The organism is Colwellia sp. BRX8-7 (genome assembly GCF_014077275.1).
Classification (GTDB): Bacteria; Pseudomonadota; Gammaproteobacteria; order Enterobacterales; family Alteromonadaceae; genus Colwellia_A.
Genome location: NZ_JACGVP010000011.1, coordinates 43,363 through 67,161, shown reverse-complemented (window position 1 = coordinate 67,161; position 23,799 = coordinate 43,363). Strand labels below are relative to the sequence as shown.

The 23,799-nt window shown below is 35.6% G+C and carries 23 protein-coding genes; 5 read left to right on the top strand and 18 right to left on the bottom strand.

Annotated elements, in window-relative coordinates; all coding sequences use genetic code 11:
- Positions 1–121: 121 nt before the first annotated feature.
- The 10 genes from H4J57_RS12110 to H4J57_RS12065 form a co-directional block, all read right to left on the bottom strand.
- Complete coding sequence (locus H4J57_RS12110) at positions 122–685, bottom strand: hypothetical protein (RefSeq protein WP_182243080.1); 564 nt, start codon at positions 683–685, stop codon at positions 122–124.
- Positions 686–799: 114 nt separating this feature from the next.
- Positions 800–1,171 (bottom strand): hypothetical protein, encoded by a 372-nt coding sequence (locus tag H4J57_RS12105; protein WP_182243078.1) that lies wholly within the window; start codon positions 1,169–1,171, stop codon positions 800–802.
- 900 nt (positions 1,172–2,071) lie between these two features.
- Positions 2,072–3,319, bottom strand: a complete 1,248-nt coding sequence (locus H4J57_RS12100; RefSeq protein ID WP_182243077.1) for a zonular occludens toxin domain-containing protein — start codon at positions 3,317–3,319, stop codon at positions 2,072–2,074.
- Positions 3,319–3,639 carry a DUF5455 family protein gene (locus H4J57_RS12095; RefSeq protein WP_182222542.1) on the bottom strand — a complete coding sequence of 107 codons (321 nt, stop codon included), beginning with the start codon at positions 3,637–3,639 and terminating at the stop codon, positions 3,319–3,321. Before H4J57_RS12095 ends, H4J57_RS12100 begins: the two co-directional genes overlap by 1 nt.
- Position 3,640: 1 nt before the next feature.
- The gene (locus H4J57_RS12090) at positions 3,641–5,269 is read right to left on the bottom strand and encodes a hypothetical protein (protein WP_182243074.1); all 1,629 of its coding nucleotides are present in this window, start codon (positions 5,267–5,269) and stop codon (positions 3,641–3,643) included.
- Between the two features lie 85 nt (positions 5,270–5,354).
- Positions 5,355–5,624, bottom strand: a complete 270-nt coding sequence (locus H4J57_RS12085; protein WP_220465327.1) for a hypothetical protein — start codon at positions 5,622–5,624, stop codon at positions 5,355–5,357.
- Between the two features lie 564 nt (positions 5,625–6,188).
- Positions 6,189–6,506, bottom strand: coding sequence for a hypothetical protein (locus H4J57_RS12080; RefSeq protein ID WP_182222540.1), 318 nt, complete (start codon positions 6,504–6,506; stop codon positions 6,189–6,191).
- Between the two features lie 18 nt (positions 6,507–6,524).
- Complete coding sequence (locus H4J57_RS12075) at positions 6,525–7,922, bottom strand: replication initiation factor domain-containing protein (RefSeq protein WP_182243072.1); 1,398 nt, start codon at positions 7,920–7,922, stop codon at positions 6,525–6,527.
- The gene (locus H4J57_RS12070) at positions 7,912–8,109 is read right to left on the bottom strand and encodes a hypothetical protein (RefSeq protein ID WP_182222538.1); all 198 of its coding nucleotides are present in this window, start codon (positions 8,107–8,109) and stop codon (positions 7,912–7,914) included. Before H4J57_RS12070 ends, H4J57_RS12075 begins: the two co-directional genes overlap by 11 nt.
- 87 nt (positions 8,110–8,196) lie before the next feature.
- Positions 8,197–8,454, bottom strand: coding sequence for a pyocin activator PrtN family protein (locus H4J57_RS12065; RefSeq protein ID WP_182227599.1), 258 nt, complete (start codon positions 8,452–8,454; stop codon positions 8,197–8,199).
- A 115-nt stretch (positions 8,455–8,569) separates the two neighbouring features.
- On the opposite strand from H4J57_RS12065, the gene H4J57_RS12060 reads away from it, so the two are divergent.
- Positions 8,570–9,250, top strand: a complete 681-nt coding sequence (locus H4J57_RS12060) for a helix-turn-helix transcriptional regulator (RefSeq protein WP_182243070.1) — start codon at positions 8,570–8,572, stop codon at positions 9,248–9,250.
- A 13-nt stretch (positions 9,251–9,263) separates the two neighbouring features.
- Here the strand turns inward: H4J57_RS12060 and H4J57_RS12055 are convergent, their stop codons facing one another.
- The 8 genes from H4J57_RS12055 to H4J57_RS12020 form a co-directional block, all read right to left on the bottom strand.
- Entirely contained in the window at positions 9,264–10,142 is an 879-nt protein-coding gene (locus H4J57_RS12055; RefSeq protein WP_182243068.1) for a DNA adenine methylase, read from the bottom strand.
- A 62-nt stretch (positions 10,143–10,204) separates the two neighbouring features.
- On the bottom strand, positions 10,205–11,755 hold the full coding sequence (locus H4J57_RS12050; protein ID WP_182243066.1) for an AAA family ATPase: 1,551 nt from the start codon (positions 11,753–11,755) through the stop codon (positions 10,205–10,207).
- 866 nt (positions 11,756–12,621) lie between these two features.
- Positions 12,622–12,984, bottom strand: a complete 363-nt coding sequence (locus H4J57_RS12045) for a DUF413 domain-containing protein (RefSeq protein WP_182222532.1) — start codon at positions 12,982–12,984, stop codon at positions 12,622–12,624.
- Positions 12,985–13,162: 178 nt separating this feature from the next.
- Positions 13,163–14,011 (bottom strand): alpha/beta hydrolase, encoded by an 849-nt coding sequence (locus H4J57_RS12040; protein ID WP_259366853.1) that lies wholly within the window; start codon positions 14,009–14,011, stop codon positions 13,163–13,165.
- Positions 14,012–14,258: 247 nt separating this feature from the next.
- Positions 14,259–15,485, bottom strand: a complete 1,227-nt coding sequence (locus tag H4J57_RS12035) for an ectonucleotide pyrophosphatase/phosphodiesterase (protein ID WP_182222531.1) — start codon at positions 15,483–15,485, stop codon at positions 14,259–14,261.
- Positions 15,486–15,685: 200 nt separating this feature from the next.
- Positions 15,686–17,995, bottom strand: a complete 2,310-nt coding sequence (locus H4J57_RS12030) for a hypothetical protein (RefSeq protein ID WP_182243064.1) — start codon at positions 17,993–17,995, stop codon at positions 15,686–15,688.
- A gap of 90 nt (positions 17,996–18,085) precedes the next feature.
- Entirely contained in the window at positions 18,086–18,241 is a 156-nt protein-coding gene (locus tag H4J57_RS12025; protein ID WP_182214746.1) for a hypothetical protein, read from the bottom strand.
- A gap of 283 nt (positions 18,242–18,524) precedes the next feature.
- A complete protein-coding gene (locus H4J57_RS12020; protein ID WP_182243062.1) occupies positions 18,525–19,325 on the bottom strand; it encodes an enoyl-CoA hydratase-related protein in 801 nt (266 codons plus the stop codon).
- A gap of 285 nt (positions 19,326–19,610) precedes the next feature.
- On the opposite strand from H4J57_RS12020, the gene zur reads away from it, so the two are divergent.
- The 4 genes from zur (at position 19,611) to H4J57_RS12000 (ending at position 23,616) form a co-directional block, all read left to right on the top strand.
- A complete protein-coding gene (zur, locus tag H4J57_RS12015) occupies positions 19,611–20,048 on the top strand; it encodes a zinc uptake transcriptional repressor Zur (protein ID WP_070374992.1) in 438 nt (145 codons plus the stop codon).
- A 161-nt stretch (positions 20,049–20,209) separates the two neighbouring features.
- On the top strand, positions 20,210–22,561 hold the full coding sequence (locus tag H4J57_RS12010) for a M1 family metallopeptidase (protein WP_182243060.1): 2,352 nt from the start codon (positions 20,210–20,212) through the stop codon (positions 22,559–22,561).
- Positions 22,561–23,076, top strand: coding sequence for a DUF6702 family protein (locus H4J57_RS12005; protein WP_182222528.1), 516 nt, complete (start codon positions 22,561–22,563; stop codon positions 23,074–23,076). Before H4J57_RS12010 ends, H4J57_RS12005 begins: the two co-directional genes overlap by 1 nt.
- Before the next feature lie 75 nt (positions 23,077–23,151).
- A complete protein-coding gene (locus tag H4J57_RS12000; RefSeq protein WP_070374995.1) occupies positions 23,152–23,616 on the top strand; it encodes a chemotaxis protein CheX in 465 nt (154 codons plus the stop codon).
- Positions 23,617–23,799: the final 183 nt, after the last annotated feature.

Here is a 23,799-nt window from a genome sequence, read left to right as displayed (position 1 = left end):
TCTATATACATAATCTAAAACTAATTAAGACAGTAAATGCCACACAGCGGACATTAGCACTTACTGGCTAGAATTGAATTCAGATTAGTTTTTGTTCCGTTTAAAGTGCTTGTTAGCACTATTATTGAGTAGCAGCAATCCGTTTGGTATCAAGAGAAACTCTTTCAAGTGACATACACATACATGCAAAAAGAGTATTAAATGCATGTCTTACACCAATTAATGCTATTAGATTATTATTGTCTTTCTTTATTTCGTGTTCTTTAAAAACTTTGCTATACGTTTCTAAAAGTGCGCTTTCCATGTCAGGAGTTTTATTCAATATTTCCTGCATTCTACTTTTGTTTTCTTGGCTACTAAGTTCTGCATCTGTGATGCGATGAGCGAAGTCATTTCTTATGCTTTTAAATAATTGTAACTGTTTTAGCACTTGAGGTTTGATTAACCCTAACCTATAACTCATCTCAATTTTGGCAGAAAAACTGCCAAGAGGGGCATAAGCACCACTGATTAATTTATCTTCTTTTTTAACTGGTGGAAGTAAAAACGACACTATCAATTTTTCGAGTACTAGATCCAAAATAGAACCAGCTAAAATAACAGCACCTCGATCACTTTCTGATGAGATTAGGGCATGGTACTTTGAGAAAAGTTCAGCAGCTTCTTTTCCTTCGACACTAGTCATTATTTCACCTATAGTGCTAACGCCTCAATAAGAGGAAATTTATAGCTGGCTAAAATGTTGAACGCAGTGAAAACAGCCAGCTGTAAATTTTCCTGCTTGATTGCCTTGTTAGGTTTAAAAAAGCGTAATAGAAAAATAACCTGCACCAAACCCTAAACAACCCATAGAAGTGCCACGGATGAACTTCAACATTTTAGATATTTGATAAACATCCTTACCTTTAAGTAAGGAGTCCACAATATGATCTTGCCCAATAACAGCAAAAAATATTAAAAGCCCTAATGAAGCCATTGAAACATATACAGCTTCCCCTACGGCAACTATTTTTAGTTGTATAAGGAAAATTATTACTCCAATTACTGCCGACGAAAGCCATGCATACTGCTTTAGTAACTCAAAGTGTAATTCCGTTGTTAAGGTTTCATTCTTTTTTTTGTTTTCGTCAGCTATGTCAACTGCAATATTATCTGCTTTTACTGTGTCCATAATTAAAATACTACTCCGGTGTATGATTTGAAACCTAACGCTTATTATGGAGACTTCTCAGTAATGTCCGTCCCATAAATATTATTTAATTGAAATTAATATCCCATAATTTCAGAGCTTTAGGAAATACAAATTTTGTATTTTTGTTAGAAAGTGGATATTACTGAGACTTCTCAGTAATATCTAACATCAAAATCAATATTATTATCTTAAATATCAATAAATTAGAATAACATAAGGTTGTTTTATGATTATTACTAAGACTTCTCAGTAATACGCCATGAAAAAATTCATTAGAAAATATAGGGCAAAAATTTTGAGGCTAAGGTCTCCTAAGCGCACCAAAAAGACCTTAGCCAATAATAATTAAATTGCTACTGAGAATAAACTGTAAGGCTAACTAATGAAACATTATGGATCACGTTAATAGATTATATCTACGTGGCAACCCGAGAACGATATTATGCGTGTCTGACTTTTTCATAATATTAAGCAGTTGATAAAATTCAGCGAGTTCTTCTGGAGTCGCAGTTAGGGACAGTGTTTTCTCAGAGAGGATATTCATCCGTTCAATTTCTCTAGTCGTCATAAGTAACATTCCCTGTTATTTGTTGTGTTAGCTGTATGTTAAAAACTGAAAATAACAAGTTGTGGCTAGAAGCGAGTAAAATGGTAGGCGTTATACCCCGCAATACATTACAGGATATTTTAAGAAGGGTTTTGCAGGACGGCAATGGTTGATTTTAAAAATGACTTTGCACGGCATTAAATGCGTTCGCAAATCAATTTATACTGTGCGGCCTTGAGTGTATTTGATGTTAGACATCAATTGACTCTATTAACATCGCAAGCTAATCACTCTTTGTTGGAACAAAGAAGTTTCCGCTACGCTGTATAAAATCAAAGTGATGTAACTAAGCTTTCATCGTTAGTATTAATCGGCTTTTCTCGCCTAATAACTGGATCACAATAAACGTCCAATTCAATTTCATTCCTAACAAGCTTCACATGACATTCACCATTGGATAAGATTTTATAACCAATATGCTCAGGCTTAACTATGTCGCCTTCCCTATTTTTAAAGCAATAATCGAAACGGCCATCACTTGAATATTGAAAACAATTAATATAAATAATACCGATATCGCTATCACTTAATTTCACTTTGATGTCAGTAAGGCTTTTAACTTCTTTATTAACAATTGGCTGTACCGGCTCAATTTTTACGATGGTATTTGTTACGTTCTGCGGCTTAGTGAAGTACAAATAAGCAAAAACAACAGATAAAGCCATAAGCATTACATTAATCAGCATTGGTTTTTTAATGCTCGAGGTCAATTTTGTTTTTAGCTTAGTGGCTAAATTATCCTTTGGCTTGTAAATAGCCATTGGATAGCTTTTTGATGTTGTGAAATAGTGTTTTCCTATGACAGAAAACAAGGCTCTATCATCAAATTCAATGGGTTTCTTAGCCCCTTCGTTATGAATTAAACGCACCTTTTTTTTAAAAATCTGGCCTGTTTTATAACAACTATGTAAATCTTCACGCTTAAAAGATTCACGATAATTAAAGGTATCTTTGCCCTTTGTTTTCCCATCATAGCGATAAGCAAAATGTTTTTTACCTGCGAAGCGCATGTAAATTGGCTTTATAATGAAATTCCAAAATACACCAGGGTAGAGTTTTTCGTTTGAACGACAAGAAATAATCTCTTCGATAACGGTATCTTGAATTTGTTTATCTATTGAGCCGAAATCTTGACCGATAAAATATAAGTCCCAGCCTTTTTTTCTCGATAAAACTATCCAATTAATGACATTTAAGCGGTCTGGGTCATTCCAGTTTCTTGAGTTAAATGACGTTAAAAGCTCATCAATTATAACCACACCGTTTTTATTTTCATCGTATGTATCAGGGTCGTTTTCATCTAATGTGTCATAAGCTGAGCCGATAGCATGCAAATCTATGGACCTTGGGTAATCAGGCAATCTAATATAATTTACAGCGTTATTATCAGGGCACATGTTCTCTAAAAACAAATCAAGGTTAGTGACAACCTTTCGACCTTCATTTAAGTAGAGTTGTATTTTAGCGACAGCCCACTTTGATTTGCCAGAGCCGCGACGCCCCTCGATAAAAGTAGCCATTACGCTTTAACCTTAAAACCAAGTAAAACGTCTTTAAACCTAAAAGCAAAGGCTGCAACATGGGCTGCACTAATAATACCGATACATTGAACCGTATTTGATGGAAGTAATGATAAGCCCGACAATATAAAACTGTTGGTTGGTACTGATGTTGAAATTGCAGAAAGCCCCGTATTAATAGCGGCAATAAATACAGCGGCAATAGCAATGTAAATAGCAATATAGGCTATTGAAAAAGCGGCTTTACGCGCAAGAAAAACAGATATAAGCCCCGTAATACCTGAAAAAATAGTACCTAAAAAGGCAGCTATAACACCCATGTTATTTTCTCCCTAGAGTTTGTGAAGCCAAATGAAACACATATAAACCTGTCATCATGTAAAGTATCCAAACAAGCAAAGGATGAATATAAGTGTTATATGGTGGGCAATGTGCATCAAACATTATTGATTTTTGATTACCAGCTATCGATGTGTTTAGTGAAAAACCAGTACAAACACCTGTTGTAAAACTAGGCCAAATAGTTGCCAATGTTGGAAAATCAGGTACAGCAAAATTTGTAATATCTGGTGTTAAAGAATCTATAAAATTTGAATCAGCTGTTTCAAGACCTGAAATTGATTCGTCTATTTTTGATTTCTCAAGTTGAGCGGTAAGGTCAAAATCTTGATAATCCTTTGCATTTGATTCTTCATACTCAGCTTGTGAAATAGTGTCATCTTCTGGAATAGTAACATTTACGTTTATATCTCCAGTGACATTAATAGGATTTGTTGCACTCCCAGTTGGAACAGGTGCAGGAGTAGCGGCACCATCTGTTGAGGTTACAGGGCTAGATATTGTCCCTGTCGTGGGGTCAATAAATGGGCTGTTATTAAAAACTGATGTAATAGCTGTTTGGATTGGTTGAACCATTTCAGGGGGTACATAATTAGCGCCTGAGGGGTTCGAAGTTTGAAAGTCACCACTTGAAACATATATCATGTAATCGTTGGCTGTATTTGAAACGCCACTGGGCTGATTATAAGAACTGATAAATTCAGGTTCTACAATATCACTTGAACCGATTACGTAAGGTTGCCATTGTGAGTCGACAGAACTAGCAGGGTCAGGGTTCCAATTTTGCAATAAATCTATAGATGTATTGTGGTATTCCATCAAGTCATCAGCATAGGGTTGAGCTATATCTTCAAAACCAACAGGTTTAGCCTGATAACCATCTTGATGAGCAGGGTTTAAACAATAATCTATTTCACCGTCACCATCTGGATCAACAGGAATTATAAAGGCGGGATGTTCTTCATGAGGGCATTCGGTACTATAACCAATAACAGTTGTTTTTTGAACAAAAGTGCCAAGAGAGCCGACAGTATAAGTTGCGCAAGGGTCATTAACACCATTAACTACTCGCGCAGAACAAATTTGAACCTTAATTTCATATTCAACCGAAGATGGCCACTTTAATTCAATGGTATCTTCTGCATAGCGTGGTCTACTATCTTCTGCTGATAAGTTACTTTTACATTCTTGCATAGACATTGCACCGGGAGAAAGGCCAGTTTGATAAGAAGTACAGTTGCCACCAAAAATAGGTTCAGACTTAGGTGGTGCTTGAGGTCTTTCGCCTGTTTCAGTAGGTGGCTCTAACCATTGGCCGATTTCATCTTGAAAGTAAATTGATGCGGCCATAGCGGCAATAGCGTATGGATTTGCCCTAGCTAATTGTTTTGCTAGGGCTAGTGGCGAACTGGGATTTAAAGTAGCAACGGCAAAACGCCCAGCAACAGAAACAGCGCCTCTAACAGTACTAGCGTTATAAGCATTAATGCCGATTTTCGAATAAGGTGTTGGTGGAAAATACTTTGGTGTTGAGATTGCGCGAATAGTTGGATTTGCTAGTGTTGTGAAAGAAATTGTAGATACTAAAATAAAAATGAAAAACTTATACATGATAATGCCCCATAGTTATTTTTATCTAGGAGGGGCAGACCACAAGTGGCCTGCACCCCCCTAGCTAAAAAAAAGCTAGTTAAAACTAACCACGAGCACCTTTACCGATAAAACGAGATAGCATACCGAAACCAGCTTTAGCGGCAGTAGCAGTACCAAAAATCGCAAAACCAGCAGCAACAGCAATGGCCAAATCAGCTAGAACTTCGGTAACTACAGCATCAGCATCAGCCTGAACTAAAGCGGCGTTTGCATTTGCACAAGCCATAAAACAAGCGGTAACAACAGCTGACTTTATAGCTAGGCCTTTAGATTGTGCTTTTTCTTTAAATAACTGAACTTGATTCTTATTCATAGGATGTACCTTTTTAATATGTTCCTGAGGAACGTTTTATAAACACTCTAAAAAGAGAGTGAGCTTTTCCAATGCCATATCCAGATAACCAAGCAATGCAAAGATAACCAGATATAGTTGAAAATGTTAATTCAATCACTGTCACGACTCCCCGTTGAGTACCCGATAAAAAAAACGAATACGACAACAAGTACGATAAGAAATTGAATGAAATATTCAAATTGAGGTTCAGTCATGATTATTTATCATCCGCTCTTATAACAACCACAAAAACAGCGACCATAAGAAACATGAGTGCCAGTAATGAATACTGATATTCAATAGGCATAGCAGTAAGCCAGAAAGGATAAGGAGCCATAATTAATTCAATCCATTCAAATAAGTTAAATCGATACGGACATCTAAGTTGGAACACCGAGGGCAACAACTCATGTCATGCGATAGTGCTAAATCAGCCGTTTTGCCTTTCCATCCACACACACAGTTAAACGGTGTATCGCTAATCACTTGCGAGGTTATGTTTATGCCTGAGTCGAAAAAAGGAACGGTTGATTTAGCCATGGGTTATTTACCTACCGATTCAAAACCAGAAACAATATTACGTGCTGGGTTTTCTGGGTCGGCATCTAACATCAAGTTAATAGGTTGCAGAAACGGGCAGTTAGCTTTGAACTCATTGAACAGGCCAATATCAAAAGCCATGTTGACTTCTTGCACTTCAAAACCTGCCATTTGAATATTGTGTTGGTCATTGATGAAATCTTTAGCCGCTTTTAAGTAAGTGACGTTAGCGAATTTGTAGGGTTTTGGTTGGCCTGATTTGTTGCTAGTACCTGAGCCAAACTTAACGCTTAAAAGTGTAATATTTTTTAAAGTAGACATAGTTATTCCTGTTATCGTTTAGGTTGTTAAAATGTGGTTTTCTGCTTTATTTTGTAATTGAATTTGGTCTAAAAACTGTTGCTCTGTTATCGATATCGATAACCTTTGGGGCAGCCAAGCTTTGCTATAGGGCTCAACAACGCCTGATAAGAATTTGTCGATAATTTGGTTATCAGACATATCGCAAAGCACGCGCATCATGTTGATAGCTTTACGGGTACTGATAACTTGGTTTTCAATAATGCGTTCAATGGTCATACGGGCTTTTTTAATCGTGGTCTTGATAACGTTTTGCTCTTCATTTAAGAACGCTAGTGCAGGATAAGCACCAGCTAAATATTCACTGGGTTTTATCATGGCATCGAGCGGTATAATACGTTGGCTAGAATGAAGCTCTAATTCCCAACGTACCCATTTATCATTAGGGTCGCCCATCTGAATGCCCTTCTCATAAACACGTAATAACTTGCCTGATTGACGAGAGCCAACGTACAAAGAACGTCCCTTGTCAGGAATGAATTTGTATTGCTTCTTTAATTCACTTTGAATTTTTTTGTTTAAGTGACCTGACTCGATATACATGTAAGAAGCAGGACGACCACCAGAGCAGAAGCCCCCCTGCTTTGCATACTTACGTGCAACATTAATCGAGCGCTTCCCTGCGAAATCATCATGAGCTAAATCGATACGGGTTATTTTGATAGACGGTATGTTTTTAATTTCTTCATACACACGTGCCATATCTAACGCGTCACAACCGAGCCCCATAAAAGAGACATAACAACCAAGGTTCTTTCCACCCCAAGCAATAATTCCTGCATGCTCTCCGTCTGCGTAAAGGTTGGCTGAATATTGATAGTTAAAGCGACCTGTTGAATTGGCTTGTACTGTCCACATGTAAGATTCTGCTGTGAATACATGATTTAAACGACAGACAAATCTTTCAGCTTCACCGCAACAAAGTACATCAAGTAAATCGACCCCGATATTTTCTAAAAGGTTATTTATCCGATCATCATATTTAACGGCAGTATCGACTTCTAATTCACCATCAAGCATTTCACGCAGTTCATAACGTGCAGCGACTTCATTGGAAGACAGATAAGACGTTTTAAGAGAAATGTCTTTATGGCGTCTGTTGTTATATTCACGGGTAATTTCAGTACAGGCTGTTTGATATCGGTTCAATACATCCTTGTAGCCATTGGCATCAAAAGCCGCAACATTAAGTAAATCACTATCTTTCTTTGTTTTTAAGGTTTGTAAGTGTCTAGTTAATGCTGCGTTTTTTGAATTAGTGATAATCTCGCCTTTGATACAAGCACCAATTTTGGCAAGGTCTTTTATGCGTAAAAGCTCTTTAGGTGACCATGTCAGTGACAACGCATCGACTTTGCAGGGTATGTTATTGGTCATTGAATACTCCTGAGTCGTATAAATCTTGAAAGTTGTCTTCGGTCACTTCAATCAAGTTGAAGTCAACACCATAGATAGGTTGTAAAAAGGCAATCAATGACATTAAATTCGTAAAATGATGCACTTGGCCTTGATGCTGTATTGCCACATCGCCCCATGCTTCATTTTGAAAATAAATGTCTTTCATTGTTAATGATCCCAATTTAGTTAAATTGTCGTATTAATTTTTATTCGTGTTTTTCTTACCGATACGCGATACTTAGTAGTAATAGCGTTAAAGGTTGTGAACTTGTTTCCATTCGTTTTCTGCTTCTGCATAGCGTTTGTCGATATAAGTCGCTAAGTCTTCAATTTTTATTAATGTCGGGCTACGTTCTGAATCTCGCAATTTAAATGTAGGAATTGGAAAGTCGCATCCTTTAGCTTTTTGCTCTGCTGTTTTTGGTTTGATACCGAAGAATTCTTCACAGACATTTTTCAGTTCAATCACTGGTGTTTGGAACCTAGCGAGCAATGCAAAATTTGTATTCATACAACACCTATGTAATTATTTGCGGTTATAACAAGTCAAAGCGATTACAGTTGCCACAAAGTTCCTAAAACGAACTCTTAGGCAGATATTAGTACCTAACAGGAACCTTTGTCAAATGAATTATGGTAAAAAGATAAAATTATTAAGATCCTCGCTAGGACTTACACAAAAAGATTTTGCTTTAAAGCTATCTATACCCTTGAGTACGTTGAAGAAAATAGAGAGTGGAATATCTAATGGACTGTCTGCAATAGAACAAATATTAAGTAATGAAAAATTTGTATATCTAGCTAAATGGTTCTTCGATCCTAATAATAATGAAACTCCCGTTATAAACAAAAGTTCTGAATCGGAACCTAATAAATTGCTTGCTGTTGGTCATGTAAATTTACCCTTTTACGAAGTTAGAGCATCAGCTGGTGATGGAGCATTAGTAGAAGCAGAAGAGCAAACTCACTTGATTAGTTTCGAACCTGAATGGTTAGATAAAGAAATAGGTGTAAATCCAAAAGAAGTCTTTTTGATGTTGGTTGATGGTGACAGCATGTACCCAACACTAAAGAACGGAGCCATGATTATGGTTAACCGTAATTTTAATGGGCTAAGTGATGGTATTTATGTGATGCGACATGATCACAATTTGTTAGTGAAAAGATTACAGTTATTACCGGGCGGTATTATCAAAGTGAAATCAGATAATAATATGTATGAGCCTTGGGAAATAAACAAAGAACATTTAAATGGTACGGATATCGAATTAATAGGACGCGTAGTTTGGTCAGGGCAAAGAATGTAAATTCACTATAATATTAAATATTATCATTACTTATTTTTTTAAAATAATCTTTCATCATTATATCAACTGATAAATTTTTTGATTTTACAAAGAGTTCTGTACCTTTACGCTTACGTGCCGCACTATAATTTAAATTAAACAAAAACTTATCAAATTTTGTATACAAAGCTTTTATTTCAGAAGCATTATCATAGGTTAGAATCCATGGTGTCCTCAAACTTTCAATAACTTTTGCCAATTGAACATGATCATCATGCTCGTAAAAATTAGTGTATAGAGTTTGTCCTTTCATGTAATACGGAGGGTCGATACAATAAAGTCCTTTTTTGGATAGAAGCTTATCTGTAACTGAGAAAAACTCTAATGCATCTAAATTATAAAGTTGTATATCGTGTTTACGTTCAGCTATTTTAACTATCTTCTCTATCAACCCTTTTTTATTGAATCTGCAATCTAACTTATATTCTCCTGCTTGTGACTTCCCCCCAATCACTCCAGCTTTTAAAATAATACCAGACCGATTAGTTCTATTTAGAAAAAAAGTAGAAAAACCCAAAATAAGTGGATTATCTCTTGATGTAGTTTTATGGATTTCTCTTTGTTTATGCCATTCTTCAATTGTTACAGGAGTTTGCTGAATCATATCAATCAACTCATTTGTTAAATTTAAGACTGAATACCAAAAACTCCAAATTGAAGGGTCGAAATCATTTAAGTGAAGCTTCGACACTTTGTTTCTAAATAATAGGTTTAAAGCTAATCCACAACCACCTGCAAAAGGCTCAGCATATTCCCTGTTTTCCAAGTTGTTTTCAGAAATAAGTTTTGAAACCATAGGCCAAACGGAAGACTTCCCGCCAGGATATCGTAATGGAGTAGGTGTTTGGGGCATAAAAAATTGCTCTAAGTAAATATACCTAGATTATACAGATAATTTTTACGCTATGGCCACAACTATTGTATTAATTTTCTTTCCCTCAAAGTAGAAAAGTATATAGCTTCAAAGTCATCTAAAAATTTAACTACAACTTCTTTATTATCTTTCATCCAACGATTATATAAGGCTCTTGCTTCGTTTCCCCAAACTTTCATTTCTTTTTGTGAGTTATACCATAACTTTGCCTTATTTCTATCACCTAAAATCTCATCGAGAGAAAAATCAAGAAAACAACAATCTTTGTCATAGTGTTGATTTTTAGAAGTCCAGAAAGGATCCATATCACTTAAATCATAAAGAAACTGAGCTAGTTCTCTTTCTGGAGAATTAGTTCCTGGAAGTAGAACAAAATTTTCTTTTAACTTTTTCCGTTTAACATCACCGTCAAGAATGACTATTGAAGTTGGAAAAACAAAACCAGGTACATTAGTTCGATTCAATTCAATAAGTAAGTCGCAACTAAATGTACACTTCCTTATAAATTCAATCTGTGGATATGTAGATTTAATTATCGCTTTTGCGAACTCCCGCCCCTCAGCATCTTCAGTGAAAATAGTTATTTTACTCAAAGATTTTGGATTACCGAGATCTAAATTTAATTTAGCAACAATCCCATCATAATCAATATTGTCATTAACAATTACAGAATGATCCAATTTCTCCAAAAATGCTACTTTACACTGTCCAACTTGTTTATCTAGTAAGGAGAAATCAAATACTTTTTTAATTAAAGGTAAGGAATGAGTTGTAGCAATTAATTGAATATTAAATTTAGAACAATACTTCATCATTTGTTCAATCAGCTTAACTTGGGAGGCTGGATATAAAGATGCGTCAATCTCATCAATTGCTAAAATACCGCCGTGATATTCTCTACCAAATTTTTCTTTTAATCGCTTAAAAGATAATATAGCCAATAATATTTTACCTATATTATCTTGTCCTGCCGAATTAGACTGCCAATCATAATTTTTGGAAGTAATACCCATAGTATCTTTATGAGAACTTTTTAAATAATTTAAATCTTTAATTTCATCTCGACTAATCAATATTTTATTATAAGCTTCTCTAAAAATAACTTTTTCCTTATCAGTTAGAGTAACAGCGTCATTAGTCTTAAGAGATTTATCTTCTCCTATAGGAACCAAACGTTTTAGACTGAGATAGATTACTGGTCTTTGTAAATATCCTGTCCCTTGTCCTCGACTCCCCTTCTGCCAAAAGCGTATCGCTCCAGTCTTTTGATCACGTTTCATACTTACAAGCGTAAAAGGTGAATTAACTTTTTTAACATCTAATGTCCACTCATGATCACCTGCTTTATCAAAAGTTTTAGATAATTTAAATTTTTCAGAAAATGCCGACTTGAATGACCCACCACAAAGAGGCTTTTCTCCCTTCATAGGGTTTAAAGCATTAGTTATGGTAAATGGCTGGGTCAGAAGACCAAGTAAGGTACTTTTTTGAGTGCCATTTCTACCTGCAATTAAAGTAATATGGCTACCTAAATCAAAGGATACATTTTTAAATCCTCTGAACTTTACTATATCCACTTTATTTATAACCATACTTATTTCTGCTCCATAATCCAACGTTTAATTAAACATCAATATCATACAAGTAAAAAAACAATTAAACCAGATAGATCAAAGTATTAGCCTATAGTATTAATAAATTAATAGCGTTACAAACTTTGAATTTAATAAAATGAACGACTAGCAGTCCAAATAAAGTATATTTTATATTTTATTTATGGAAAATTACTAATTAGGTGTAAAAGACTTATTGGCCATAATATAAATAATAATGCATTGAGAAGTAATGAAATCAACAAATCAAAAGCATCCTTGCGAGTCGATAATATTTTAAAATAACCTCCAACAAACAAGTTTAGCAACGTTCAAAAATTCAAATTATAGGATAGCGTTGCATTCACCACCTGAACTCAAGGCACAAAGCTGAAGTTAAAATAGTGTGATAGCACGAAGTTAAATTGGAAAAGAAATATCCCAAAAGGGCTATAATGGAATATATAAACTTAAAGGTACCCCTTTAGTACTCCTACGAACCTTACAGGGCAGCAAAAATAGGGGAGTCAGTCCAATCGAGCATGGGTGCAATAGAAAGTTTATGTGAAATCATAAAGTTATAAAAAACCTTTAAGTTTAAAGCGAATGTAGCTGTTGGAAACAACAACAGAAAATTTCGCTGATTATAAAGGCTTTAGCGATGTTAAACAAAAGAAATAATGCCAAGTGACAGCACCGAAAGCCTCGATAGCTTTCAGCTATTTTTATGGTATAAAGATGGGTGAATTTTAAATAACATCACTTAATAATTTGGCGAATTAACGCCTAGTCAATTTGAACCTAAATCGGGGCTAAGTTATAGCAAGTATCTTGCATAAATAGCCTAATAGATTAACAAGAAAAGGTTAATCTAGGTCGTCAGGATCTGACTCAAGTTCGTCGTCTGTTTCAACTTTAGTTCGACCAAATAAGGTGTGGAATTGCTTGGGTGTTAAAATTATGTTTTGATATTTTAACCAAGCCTTCTCGATGGTATTGCTTACAGCAGCATTACCACGACAAACTTCAACAAAATGTTGCTCTTCTTCGGTAACAGGCAGACGGCTTCCTAAAGAAAGTGCCATTAATGCAACGCCATATTTTTCTAATGCCTCGGCCTCGGCCAAGTTAAAGTCACCGGAACGCTTTATGCCGCGCGGATAATTTCTATCATCGTAAAAATTTCTATTTACCTTAAAACTTTCTGCTGATATTGCTAAATTAGCCATTTTATAAACTCTACTAAAATATAAATACACTGATAATCGCATTTTTAACTCAATATCGATTAATTGGCAATTATTTTTTTAACGTTAATTAGAATATTTTACTTAATGTATATTATTTACCATTATATACACTATTTTTGACTTTTTTTTAGGCTAAAAATACAAAACTAGCATGAGGTTATATTTTGTAAATCCAATGTAGTCCTTGAATGACCGTCGTAGGAAAAGCGGTTTGATGATTGGCTTCTGGGATAATAACAATTTTTGCTTTTACATGAGTTTGTTGCCAATTAAGTATTTTTTCATAAAAATTTTCAGCATCTTTGACCATGTCATGGCTGCTGTCTAATGCTTTTGATTCACGCTCGCCAATAGCAATAAAAATATTAGCATTAATGGTTAACTGCCGCTTTCGATGCGCCTCTTCTAATGTAAAAATAACCTTATTATCAAACCAATAAGAAGGACTACCGAGTATGTAATGATTAAATAATGTCGGTTTAGTTAATAATATATATGTACCAAATAATCCGCCAAGCGAGTTACCGACAAAGGTTCTATCTTGTCGATCCGTTCGATAATTTTTATCGATATAATTGATAACACTAGCTTCGATAAACGCCATATGCTGTTGAGCACCACCTGTTGTTTGTTGCCAGGATTTATTGATTTTTGGGGTATAGTCTCGCACTCTGCTAGCATCTCGCTTCGACCCTTTAGCATATGAAATGCCAACGATAATAGCTTCTTTCATTTTTTGTGCATTCATTGGATAACGGGTTGCCCCAGAAACAATCTGAAAAGTATACCAAGCATCGGTTAAGTAAATAACGGGATAAGTTTTATCATCATTTTTAGCATAAGATTTAGGTAACTTTATAAATAATGGGTAAACACGTTGACTGTCGGGATCTTTAATTTCAACGACTTTACTTCTTGGTATTTGAAAAGGCGTAGTGGCAAAAGCCATTGATAGCTGGCTGGTCAATATTAATAGCAGCGTTAAACTGTATATTACTAGTTTCAAGTGAACTCTCTTTCTTGACTCAATGACAAGTCGTTATGTTTACCTAACCATAACGAGCTATTTATAAAACCTTAAGGATAAGTAAAGCAATACTCCAGCGAATAAATCACCGGTGTATTACTTTTAGTATGCAACTCTTATGGGCATAATATTTATTTAAGTAACGGTTTCATAATCGCTAATTTACCATCAATTGGTGTGGTGATTTCTAGGCCTAAAATGTCTGCTATTCTTATTGGCATAATATTTATTTAAGTAACGGTTTCATAATCGCTAATTTACCATCAATTGGTGTGGTGATTTCTAGGCCTAAAATGTCTGCAATTAATGGCATAATATTTATGTTTTCAGCTGTATCTAACTGATATGCTTTTTTAAATGCGGGCCCTTGTGCATAGAATATTCCGTCCATGTCTGTAGTGTCAAACTGACTCCAACCATGATTTCCTTTACTGGTTTTTCCGGTAAAACCTATCGACCAATCGTTATCGGTTAAACAAGCTATATCACCGATACGACTGGATTTTGAGGCGTTAAATTTTGCTGGAATATCTTGGTATTGATAACATTTATAATGTTTAGCTTGTTGATTTAATTGTGCAACAGTTTGAGCTAATGTGCGGGTAGACTTACCCTCATCGTATATAAGTGTAATAGGGTTGGTTGCCAAAACTTTATATTCATCATTTAACCAATTAGGTAAATATTCATAATTCTTAGCAGGATAATCAGCCATACCATGATCAGAGACAATAATAATATTTACTTCAAAATCTAACGTTCGTACTTTTTCAACCATTTCACGAATGGTGCTATCTACACGGTTAATAGCGGCAATAAGCTCAGGTGAATCTTGACCAAAACCATGCCCTGCACTGTCTATATCATGAAAATAAGTGGTTATTAATTGCGGCCGTTCGCTTGAAGGAAGCTGATACCAATTTAATACACCATCTATGCGTTCTTGATGTGAGGCGTTGTGATCATATTTTTTAAAATGAGACGGATAAATACCCGCAATAGCGGCTTCGGAGCTTGGCCAAAAATAGTTAGCGGTACGCATATTTTGTTCTTCCGCAATAATCCACAAGGGTTTACGTAAATAAAAGTCGGGATTGGTCACCGCTTCCGAGTCTCTTATGCTGTAGGTTTTATTTAAATCGCGAGCATAGAAACGGTTAGACACTATGCCATGATTCTCAGGGTATGACCCCGTAACAATACTCAAATGGTTAGGAAAGGTTTTTGTCGGGAAAGTAGGACGTAATGATGTTAAATGAGCAGACTCTTTAGCAAATTGAGACAAGAATGTAGGCTGATATTTATCAACATAATCCCACCTAAAACCATCCAGTGAAATTAACAACACATAAGGTTTAGGATTAGGATTGGATGCTATACCTAGTGAATTTTTTGATTCTGATGTGCATGCATTTAAGGCAAATAACATGCCTATTATAAATAATTTATTCACGGTAATTTCTCATCAATAATTAGTGTTTAAGGGCTTTCTAGCATTTTTTTACTAACATAAAATCGTTATTGCTTTATCTTAAGACGAGTATTTATTGACTCAACGCGGGGCGTAAATAAGACAATCGCTTCAATTAAACATCAGTATAATAATTATATATTTTGTGCTGATGCCTTTTTATAATTGAGCGCTCGGTAAAATTAGTAGAGCTTTACTCGGTAAATACTATCCATTGATTGAAGGACTACAGATAATCTATCATCATTATCAACAAACCAATAGCTTGCCGCAGGAATCGACGGGAGTGCTATAAGCTCAACAAAAGTTGAGGCGTCATAAACCGCAAGATTAGTAACTATAATATTATGCGCTTGATTATGATATCGGATATGTTCATTTTTCTTAGGAAAATAAGTTTCTTCGCCCGTAAAGGTATGCAGTACTTCAGAAGTGTCACTTATCTTAATAACAGTGTTTCTAGCAAGCAGTGTTTCATTGACGCCATCAATGAAAATAGCCCGTTCTTGGTTACCAGAGTAATTGTAAGTATCGCGACTATCCGCCAGTGGAGTCGCAACAGCTTCAATCGCCAAAGGATCTAATGTTAATGAGAACAATTCATAACCACGGCTATCTGTATCCGACACATATAATAATTTATTGTCGTTTAATGGAAATTGAACAATGTTATTGACGTTAGCTAAAGCGGTATTGGTAAGCGAAAAGTCTGTCGTTGACAAGTTAAATTGCTCAAGTGAATCATCATTTACAAATATAAGTTGATTAGCCGCGCACTTTTTAAGGCTATGAGCAGAGCCCGTTTGCTGATACGACTCAATAAGCCTTAGCGTTTGGTGGTCATATGAAAATATTTGGTAACTGTAATCGTCATAGTTTAGACCCGTTAAAAATATACGTTCTTGATCAGCCGAGAAACAAATATGGTCAAAAATAATATTGGTTTCATTAGAAGCCTTAATTAAGTGACCTGTTTCAAGATCAAAGACTTTTATTACGGTATTAAAATCATTTATTGCAATAAGATGGTTGAACACAGATGAGTATCGAACCTGCTCTACGGTATGATCTAATGTAACTGCCTCACCGACAATGCCAACGATTTGTTTAACTGAGTGTCCGCCTGAACTTTGTTCAACATATTTTTCACTGGTTTTCAGTTTATAGTTTCCGTCGTAATAAATATTATAAAAACCTTTAGATTCATTGGTATCGAAAGAAAGGGTAATGTTGTTTTCAGTCGCTAAAATAATAGGTCGGTAAAAAGAATTAGAGACCGAAAGAGTTGAAACTTGTATCGGAGTATTTGAATAACTACTATTAATAGATACTTTTTTATTAAATTTTATGATTACCTTTTCAACGGGATCATTTTCAATCGTCTCTTTAGTAATTGAAATAGCTTTAAACGGTGTTAACTCTTGGATAAAAGCTAGTGCTTGGGCATTATCATGTAAATTAAATAAGGCGGATGAAGTCCATGCTACTGTTTCTGCTTCACCTATAAGTTCTTGGTTAAGGTGCAATTGCATATATTTATTTGTGATAAATGTTAGCAATATTTCTTCATTTTGAGCGTTGGTCAGTCTAAAGGTTCCAGCAGGTGATTGTGATGCGTAACCTTTACCTGAATATGGCGAGGTAACGGTAGAGGTTAAAGTGGTCTCAAAGGCAAATAGTTCACTCGTTATTGTACTGGTAATATCGACTTGGTAATGCGGATATTTATTACTACCTGGCGCGTTAATATGTTGATTAATTGTCGTTTGCTTTAGAGAGTCAGTAACAACCATTAAATCATCAGTTTTAACTTTAAAGTCGATTGCTTTTATATCAAGTTTTCTGTTTTTACTTTGATAATTTAAAACGAGATCTCCGTCTAAATCTTCAGTACTTGCGCTCCACGTTTGGTTGCTTGTTAGCAAAAACTCAAACATTAACTCTAATGAAAGTGAAGGCTCTTCTATCGTAGAGATAATAAAGCCCGTAGAGGAAAACTTTGCACTTAGGTCCTTAATAAGGAAACTATCCGAGTAAGGATTCTTGCTGTCATCAAGTTGAATATCCTGCTGGGTAATATTCACTAAGGCAGTCACTGTTGTGGTTGAATTTTTTCTATCAATAATATCGGTTTGGTAACTACAGTTTGTAAAAACTAATTGGTAGCTATTTTCTGTATCGTCAATAATTTTTTCAACGGTACCTGTGCTATTACAGTCTCTAATTAAGATGTTTTCAGGTGCATGATGAAACCAAATAATTTCCTGTTCGATGATGTCTGCGGCATTAATACTCGCTTCGGTTAACACCGTACTCCAGATGGCAATATCACCGGCATTATCTTCTGTAAAAATCGCATCGACAACAGGTGGTGTTGGAACAGTAGGCTGCGGTGTCGTTATTTTTTCTGAACGTTCACCACTGCCTCCACCACAAGAAGCTAAAAGAGCCAGTGATATTAAGCTCACAAAAAGAGAAGCAGTATAATTCATTCAAAAACATCCATTTGTTATAATTCATCCTAAATAGGCGAGACATTTATACCTAAAGATCAATATATTTACAATTGAAACGTCTATTCTTTATTGGGGTAAATCAATAACTAAATTGAATTTTTCAGAGCTTTTCCATAGGTTAAGTAATACAGTAAATTCTGCTATTTCATGGACAGATGCGGTTGAGCTGAGGATTTTTTCAGAGAGGGTATTCATTCGATCAAATTCATTGACATTCATCATTAACATTCCTTGTTATATGTCAATGAATTATGACTTAAATAATGAAAAAGGTATAGCTTTTAGTGAGTTAGTTTATGAATCTTTGATGACAAACGTTACTGACAATACTGCTTAATTAATGATTATTTTCCCAAAGTCTCTTCTTGGGCTTTCCTGAGCAAGTGCAGGTGCCCGACGCACACTCTTTAGTAACATATAAAGATTAACTCTATAGCGCTAAAGCCAACAAATATTTATTGAGGAGAACGTTTAAATAATTTCACTGAAATGACTTAATTTTATATCACTTTTTCAGTTTTCGTTTGAGCTCTTCCATTGTCAACATTGCTTGTGGAGACTGCAGTAATTCTGCGTTTAAGTCGGCAACTGCACTTAAGCCATTAGCCACAATAGTATCGGTATTTACATTTAAACTGCGTTTTGTCGCTTTTACGGCATAATTAGGTAATAAAGCAATGCGGTTGGCTAAACTGAAAGCAGCTTTCATTAAACGCTTACGTGTTAAATAGGTATCATTAATCATGCCCCATTTTTTTGCCTGACGTCCTGAGAAAATAGCCGAAGTGTATGCTAATTCTCGTAATCGGCCATCGGGTAAATTAAAATGCAAGCGTTGCAATGTTCCCATATCTGCAGGTATACCTAATTGCGTTTCCAAAATGCTAAAGTAAGACCGCATCGACGCTAAACGAATATCGCATGCCGAAATTAAATCAACCGCCCCCCCGATACATACACCATGGACCGCTGCGATTGTTGGAACAGAACAATCAACAATCGCTGAAAATGCTTGTTGCATATTAATGATTTCAGCCCTCAAGTGCGCTGTTTTATCATTTTGGCAATCTTGTGTTGACGCCATAACGTCTAATAAAAAGTTGATATCGGCGCCCGATGAAAATTGTTTCCCCTTGCCACTCAATACCACGACATGAATATCGTTTTGGTTATTTATCCAACGATAAGCGTCACCAATTTCAAACCACATTTTTTTATTCATCGCGTTCGCCTTATTCGGGCGTGCAAGTTGTAAATGTAAGACATTATTTTGGAGCGTTAAATCTAAATATTCAAATTCAGGCATGTTCAGTCCATAGTAAAAAATTTATTCTTATTGATTAAAGATGACACGTAGGTATCGAAGAGGGCAAGATAAAATTGCTAAACCAGTAAAGTGAATTTTATCTTGGTACTTAGCTGTTATCCAACTATCAAATATTACATTACATTTTCGTAAACGTTGAGAGTGCCAACAACACGCTTTTAATTTAAAAGGTTAAGTAATTAACCTTTCAAGCATATTACATCATCAAAATCTCTGTGTTAAACTGCTAAAAAGTAACCCAATCATGCAAGTACCTAACTCATAATGAATGCAGAAGAATTATTAATACAAGCAAAAGAGTCTTGCAAGAAGCGTGGTGCACGATTTACTTTGGCTCGCGAACAAGTATTTAAACTATTAACCGGACATAGCGGTGCTATTGGTGCTTATGATTTGCTTGACGAATTAAAGCTAATTGACCCAGCAGCAAAACCAGCAACCATCTATCGTGCTTTAGATTTCCTTGGTAAGCAGGGCTTTGTTCATAAGATTGAGTCTATAAATGCTTTTGTGATGTGCCATCATTTCAGTGAATGTAATCATCCCGTGCAATTACTTATTTGTGACCGTTGCGGACATGTTGAAGAAATTCAATCGTCTAATTTAGACTTAGCTTTACGCTCGATGGCAGATGCTACCGGCTTTACCATTAGCCATCAAATTGTTGAAGCGCATGGTGCATGTCAAAGCTGTAGTAAATAGCGTTATTATTCAGGAGTAATAATAACTTTAACACCCCCATTAAACTCATATTTAGAGCTATTGGTCGCATAAGAAGTACCCTCCCCCTTAACTCAGTGAACTTATTTATGCTATAAGTACACGGTTAAACATGCCCATATTATAAAATATTCAGGAAGCCTATGAAATATTCAATCAAGTCAGCGTTAGTTTGCTTATTTGTTGTTGCCAGTGGTAGCGCAATAGCGAAAAACACCATTAGTAGTGATAAATTTCGTCAATTAGAAGAATCTTTACCAACACCCAACACTTACAGAACTGCATCAGGCGCACCAGGTCACCAGTATTGGCAACAACAAGTTGATTATAAAATTAATATTCAACTTGATGATAAAACGCAAACCTTAACGGGTAGCGAAACAATGAGTTATACCAATAATTCACCTGACACTTTACGCTACTTGTGGATACAGCTAGATCAAAACCGCTTAAAACGTGACTCTGATAATCGCTTAACAGCGACAGCTCCTAGTAAAAAAATAACTTATAGCGGATTGCGTGGCGCTATCGAGTCAACTGAATTTGATGGTGGTAATACAATTACTGCAGTTACAGCATCAAACGGTAGTGCTCTTGACTATGTAATTAACGGCACAATGATGCGCGTTATCTTACCTAAGGCATTAAAATCCGGCGATGATGTTGAATTAAATATTAAGTGGAACTATAAGCTTCATGAACAAAAAGTGTTAGGTGGCCGTTCGGGTTACGAATACTTTAAAGAAGACGATAACTATTTGTATGAGCTTGCTGGCTGGTTTCCTCGCGCAGCAGCATACTATGACGTTATGGGCTGGCAAAATAAGCAGTTTTTAGGTAACGGCGAATTCACTTTAGAATTTGGTGATTACGACGTTAAGATCACCGTTCCTGCTGACCATATTGTTGCCGCTACCGGTGAGTTACAAAATGAAAGCAAGGTCTTAACAAAAACACAGCGTAAACGCTTAGAACAAGCTAAAAACGCAAAGAAACCTGTGCTTATCGTTACCGTTGATGAAGCACTTGAAAACGAAAAATCTCGCTCAACAAAAACGAAAACCTGGCATTTTAAAGCTAAAAATGTTCGTGATTTTGCTTTCGCATCAAGCCGTAAATTTATTTGGGACGCTCAAGGTTATAAAGAAGGCGGTACCGATACCATGGCGATGTCTTTTTACCCTAATGAAGGTAATCCATTATGGGAAAAGTACTCCACTGAAGCTATTATCCATACCATGCAACAGTATAATAAATACACCTTTGCTTACCCATACCCAGTATCAATTTCAGTCAATGGACCCGTTGGTGGCATGGAATATCCGATGATCACTTTTAATGGTCCTCGCCCAACACTTGACAAAGAAACGGGTGAAAAAACCTATTCTCGTGGTACTAAATACGGCTTAGTTGGAGTAATTATTCACGAAGTGGGTCATAACTACTTTCCAATGATCGTTAACTCTGATGAACGTCAATGGACTTGGATGGATGAAGGTTTAAACACTTTCCTACAGTTTTTAGCACAACAAGCATGGGAAGAAGGTTATCCTTCACGCCGTGGTCATGCTGCTGACATTACTAATTACATGAAAAGTACTAACCAGGTACCTATTATGACCAACTCTGAATCAATTCTTCAGTTTGGTAATAATGCCTATGGTAAGCCAGCAACAGCATTAAATATTTTACGTGAAACCGTTATGGGCCGAGAATTATTTGATTTTGCCTTTAAGGAATATGCACAACGTTGGATGTTTAAACGCCCAACACCTTCAGACTTTTTCCGCACCATGGAAGATGCATCAGCCGTTGATTTAGATTGGTTCTGGCGTGGTTGGTTCTACACAACAGATCATGTTGATATCGCTTTAGGTAATATTCATTTATATCGTCCTGATAGCCAAAACCCTGATACAGAAGCCGCTTGGAATCGTGCCTTAGAGAGTGAAAAGCCAACATTTATTAGTGACCTTCGTGATAAAGGTCAATGGCTTAGAACAACTGACAAGCCTGAATTGTTAGATTTTTACAATGAGCATGATAAATTTACGGCAACCAATAAAGCACGTAATACCTATAACAGCGCAAATAAAAAGTTAGAACAATGGCAAAAAGATCTCCTTGTTGATGAAAGAAATTTCTACATCGTTGATTTTGAAAATAAGGGTGGCTTGGTCATGCCTATTATTGTCCAATTAACTTTTGCAGATAAAACAACAGAACAAGTACATATTCCTGCAGAAATCTGGCGTAAAAACAGTAAAAATGTTTCTAAATTATTTATTACTGACAAAGAGATTACCGCTATCGCTATTGATCCAAACTGGGAAACAGCCGATGTAGATGTTAACAATAACTACTGGCCAGCACGCCCTATTAAATCAAGCTTTGAATTATACAAACGTAAGAAAAAAGACATGATGCGTGACTATAATGTTAAATTAAAGTCAGCTGATGACGAAAAAGAAGACAAGGAAGAAGAAGATAAATAATGTCAAAAACCTCATTATTTAAAAGCTTTGTTTTTTGTTTATTGTGTGGCGTTGCGCTTTCAAGCGCAGCCCACCGATACTTCTTTGGATTAACTGATTTATCAGTTAATCCAAGAACCCATAACATAGAAGTTATTCATCAATTTACGGCTCACGATATTGATAATGCTATTGCTGAGCAACAGCAAATACGCTTTTCAGCTGAGCATCCTAAATACGAAAAGTTCATTCAAAACTATGTTGAAGCACATTTCCAACTTATTGATGTTCAAGATAATAAAAAACAGCCAATCAAGCTCAATTGGATAGGTTTAGAAGTCGCTAAAGGTAATGTTTATATTTACCAAGAAGCTAATTTTGAAAACTTTTTATCCGGATTAGTGGTAAAAAATGATTTACTCATCGATACTTACCCTAAGCAAGTAAATACTGTAAATTATAAAGACGAAACAATTATTGGCAGCTTAACTTTTTCGAAATCAGTTAAAATTGCGATAATAAAAAACAATAACTAGTAGGAACGATTTACATTTGCTAAATTAACATGCAAAATAAAATGACTAGTATAACTAAGCCCTTGGGAAACATTCATGAATGTAGAGTTTATTAACCCTTTTTTATCTTCAATGCTCAATGTAATGTCTACTATGGCACAAATGGAATTAGTACCTGAAAAACCTCGTTTGAAAAAAAATGAAGTTGCTATGGGCGATGTTTCTGGTTTAATTGGTATGGTGAGCGCTCAAACAAAAGGCTCACTATCAATTACTTTTGAAGGAAAGTTAGCACTGGCCACCATGAAAAAAATGGTTGGCGAAGGTCCTGACGAAATCAATGAAGAAATTACCGATTTAGTCGGTGAAATTACTAATATGGTCACCGGTGGCGCTAAGCGTATGCTGAGCGAAAAAGGCTTTGAATTTGACATGGCAACGCCTATGGTTGTTTCTGGTCAAAACCATACTATTCACCACAAAGCTGATGGCCCTATCATTATTATTCCGTTAAATTCTGAATTTGGTAAAGCTTTTATTGAGTTCAGTTTCGATAAATAGTGAATTAAGTAATTTGTAGTCATAGACCAAAACCTCGTTTAGTAATAAACGAGGTTTTTTATTTTTTACGCTATATTTAGTTTATTGACTCAATAACAACTGACAATTAATGACATTATAATAAACAGTGGCGGTTAAGTGCGCTGTAAATGAATTTTTGGCGACTTTACCAAGAAGATGAGT

Excerpts from the sequence above, each read along its gene's own strand:
- H4J57_RS12110 (WP_182243080.1), bottom strand. The coding sequence starts at position 685 with ATGACTAGTGTCGAAGGAAAAGAAGCTGCTGAACTTTTCTCAAAGTAC.
- H4J57_RS12105 (WP_182243078.1), bottom strand. The coding sequence starts at position 1,171 with ATGGACACAGTAAAAGCAGATAATATTGCAGTTGACATAGCTGACGAA.
- H4J57_RS12100 (WP_182243077.1), bottom strand. The coding sequence starts at position 3,319 with ATGGCTACTTTTATCGAGGGGCGTCGCGGCTCTGGCAAATCAAAGTGG.
- H4J57_RS12095 (WP_182222542.1), bottom strand. The coding sequence starts at position 3,639 with ATGGGTGTTATAGCTGCCTTTTTAGGTACTATTTTTTCAGGTATTACG.
- H4J57_RS12090 (WP_182243074.1), bottom strand. The coding sequence starts at position 5,269 with ATGTATAAGTTTTTCATTTTTATTTTAGTATCTACAATTTCTTTCACA.
- H4J57_RS12085 (WP_220465327.1), bottom strand. The coding sequence starts at position 5,624 with ATGAATAAGAATCAAGTTCAGTTATTTAAAGAAAAAGCACAATCTAAA.
- H4J57_RS12080 (WP_182222540.1), bottom strand. The coding sequence starts at position 6,506 with ATGTCTACTTTAAAAAATATTACACTTTTAAGCGTTAAGTTTGGCTCA.
- H4J57_RS12075 (WP_182243072.1), bottom strand. The coding sequence starts at position 7,922 with ATGACCAATAACATACCCTGCAAAGTCGATGCGTTGTCACTGACATGG.
- H4J57_RS12070 (WP_182222538.1), bottom strand. The coding sequence starts at position 8,109 with ATGAAAGACATTTATTTTCAAAATGAAGCATGGGGCGATGTGGCAATA.
- H4J57_RS12065 (WP_182227599.1), bottom strand. The coding sequence starts at position 8,454 with ATGAATACAAATTTTGCATTGCTCGCTAGGTTCCAAACACCAGTGATT.
- H4J57_RS12060 (WP_182243070.1), top strand. The coding sequence starts at position 8,570 with ATGAATTATGGTAAAAAGATAAAATTATTAAGATCCTCGCTAGGACTT.
- H4J57_RS12055 (WP_182243068.1), bottom strand. The coding sequence starts at position 10,142 with ATGCCCCAAACACCTACTCCATTACGATATCCTGGCGGGAAGTCTTCC.
- H4J57_RS12050 (WP_182243066.1), bottom strand. The coding sequence starts at position 11,755 with ATGGTTATAAATAAAGTGGATATAGTAAAGTTCAGAGGATTTAAAAAT.
- H4J57_RS12045 (WP_182222532.1), bottom strand. The coding sequence starts at position 12,984 with ATGGCTAATTTAGCAATATCAGCAGAAAGTTTTAAGGTAAATAGAAAT.
- H4J57_RS12030 (WP_182243064.1), bottom strand. The coding sequence starts at position 17,995 with ATGAATTATACTGCTTCTCTTTTTGTGAGCTTAATATCACTGGCTCTT.
- H4J57_RS12025 (WP_182214746.1), bottom strand. The coding sequence starts at position 18,241 with ATGATGAATGTCAATGAATTTGATCGAATGAATACCCTCTCTGAAAAA.
- H4J57_RS12020 (WP_182243062.1), bottom strand. The coding sequence starts at position 19,325 with ATGCCTGAATTTGAATATTTAGATTTAACGCTCCAAAATAATGTCTTA.
- zur (WP_070374992.1), top strand. The coding sequence starts at position 19,611 with ATGAATGCAGAAGAATTATTAATACAAGCAAAAGAGTCTTGCAAGAAG.
- H4J57_RS12010 (WP_182243060.1), top strand. The coding sequence starts at position 20,210 with ATGAAATATTCAATCAAGTCAGCGTTAGTTTGCTTATTTGTTGTTGCC.
- H4J57_RS12005 (WP_182222528.1), top strand. The coding sequence starts at position 22,561 with ATGTCAAAAACCTCATTATTTAAAAGCTTTGTTTTTTGTTTATTGTGT.
- H4J57_RS12000 (WP_070374995.1), top strand. The coding sequence starts at position 23,152 with ATGAATGTAGAGTTTATTAACCCTTTTTTATCTTCAATGCTCAATGTA.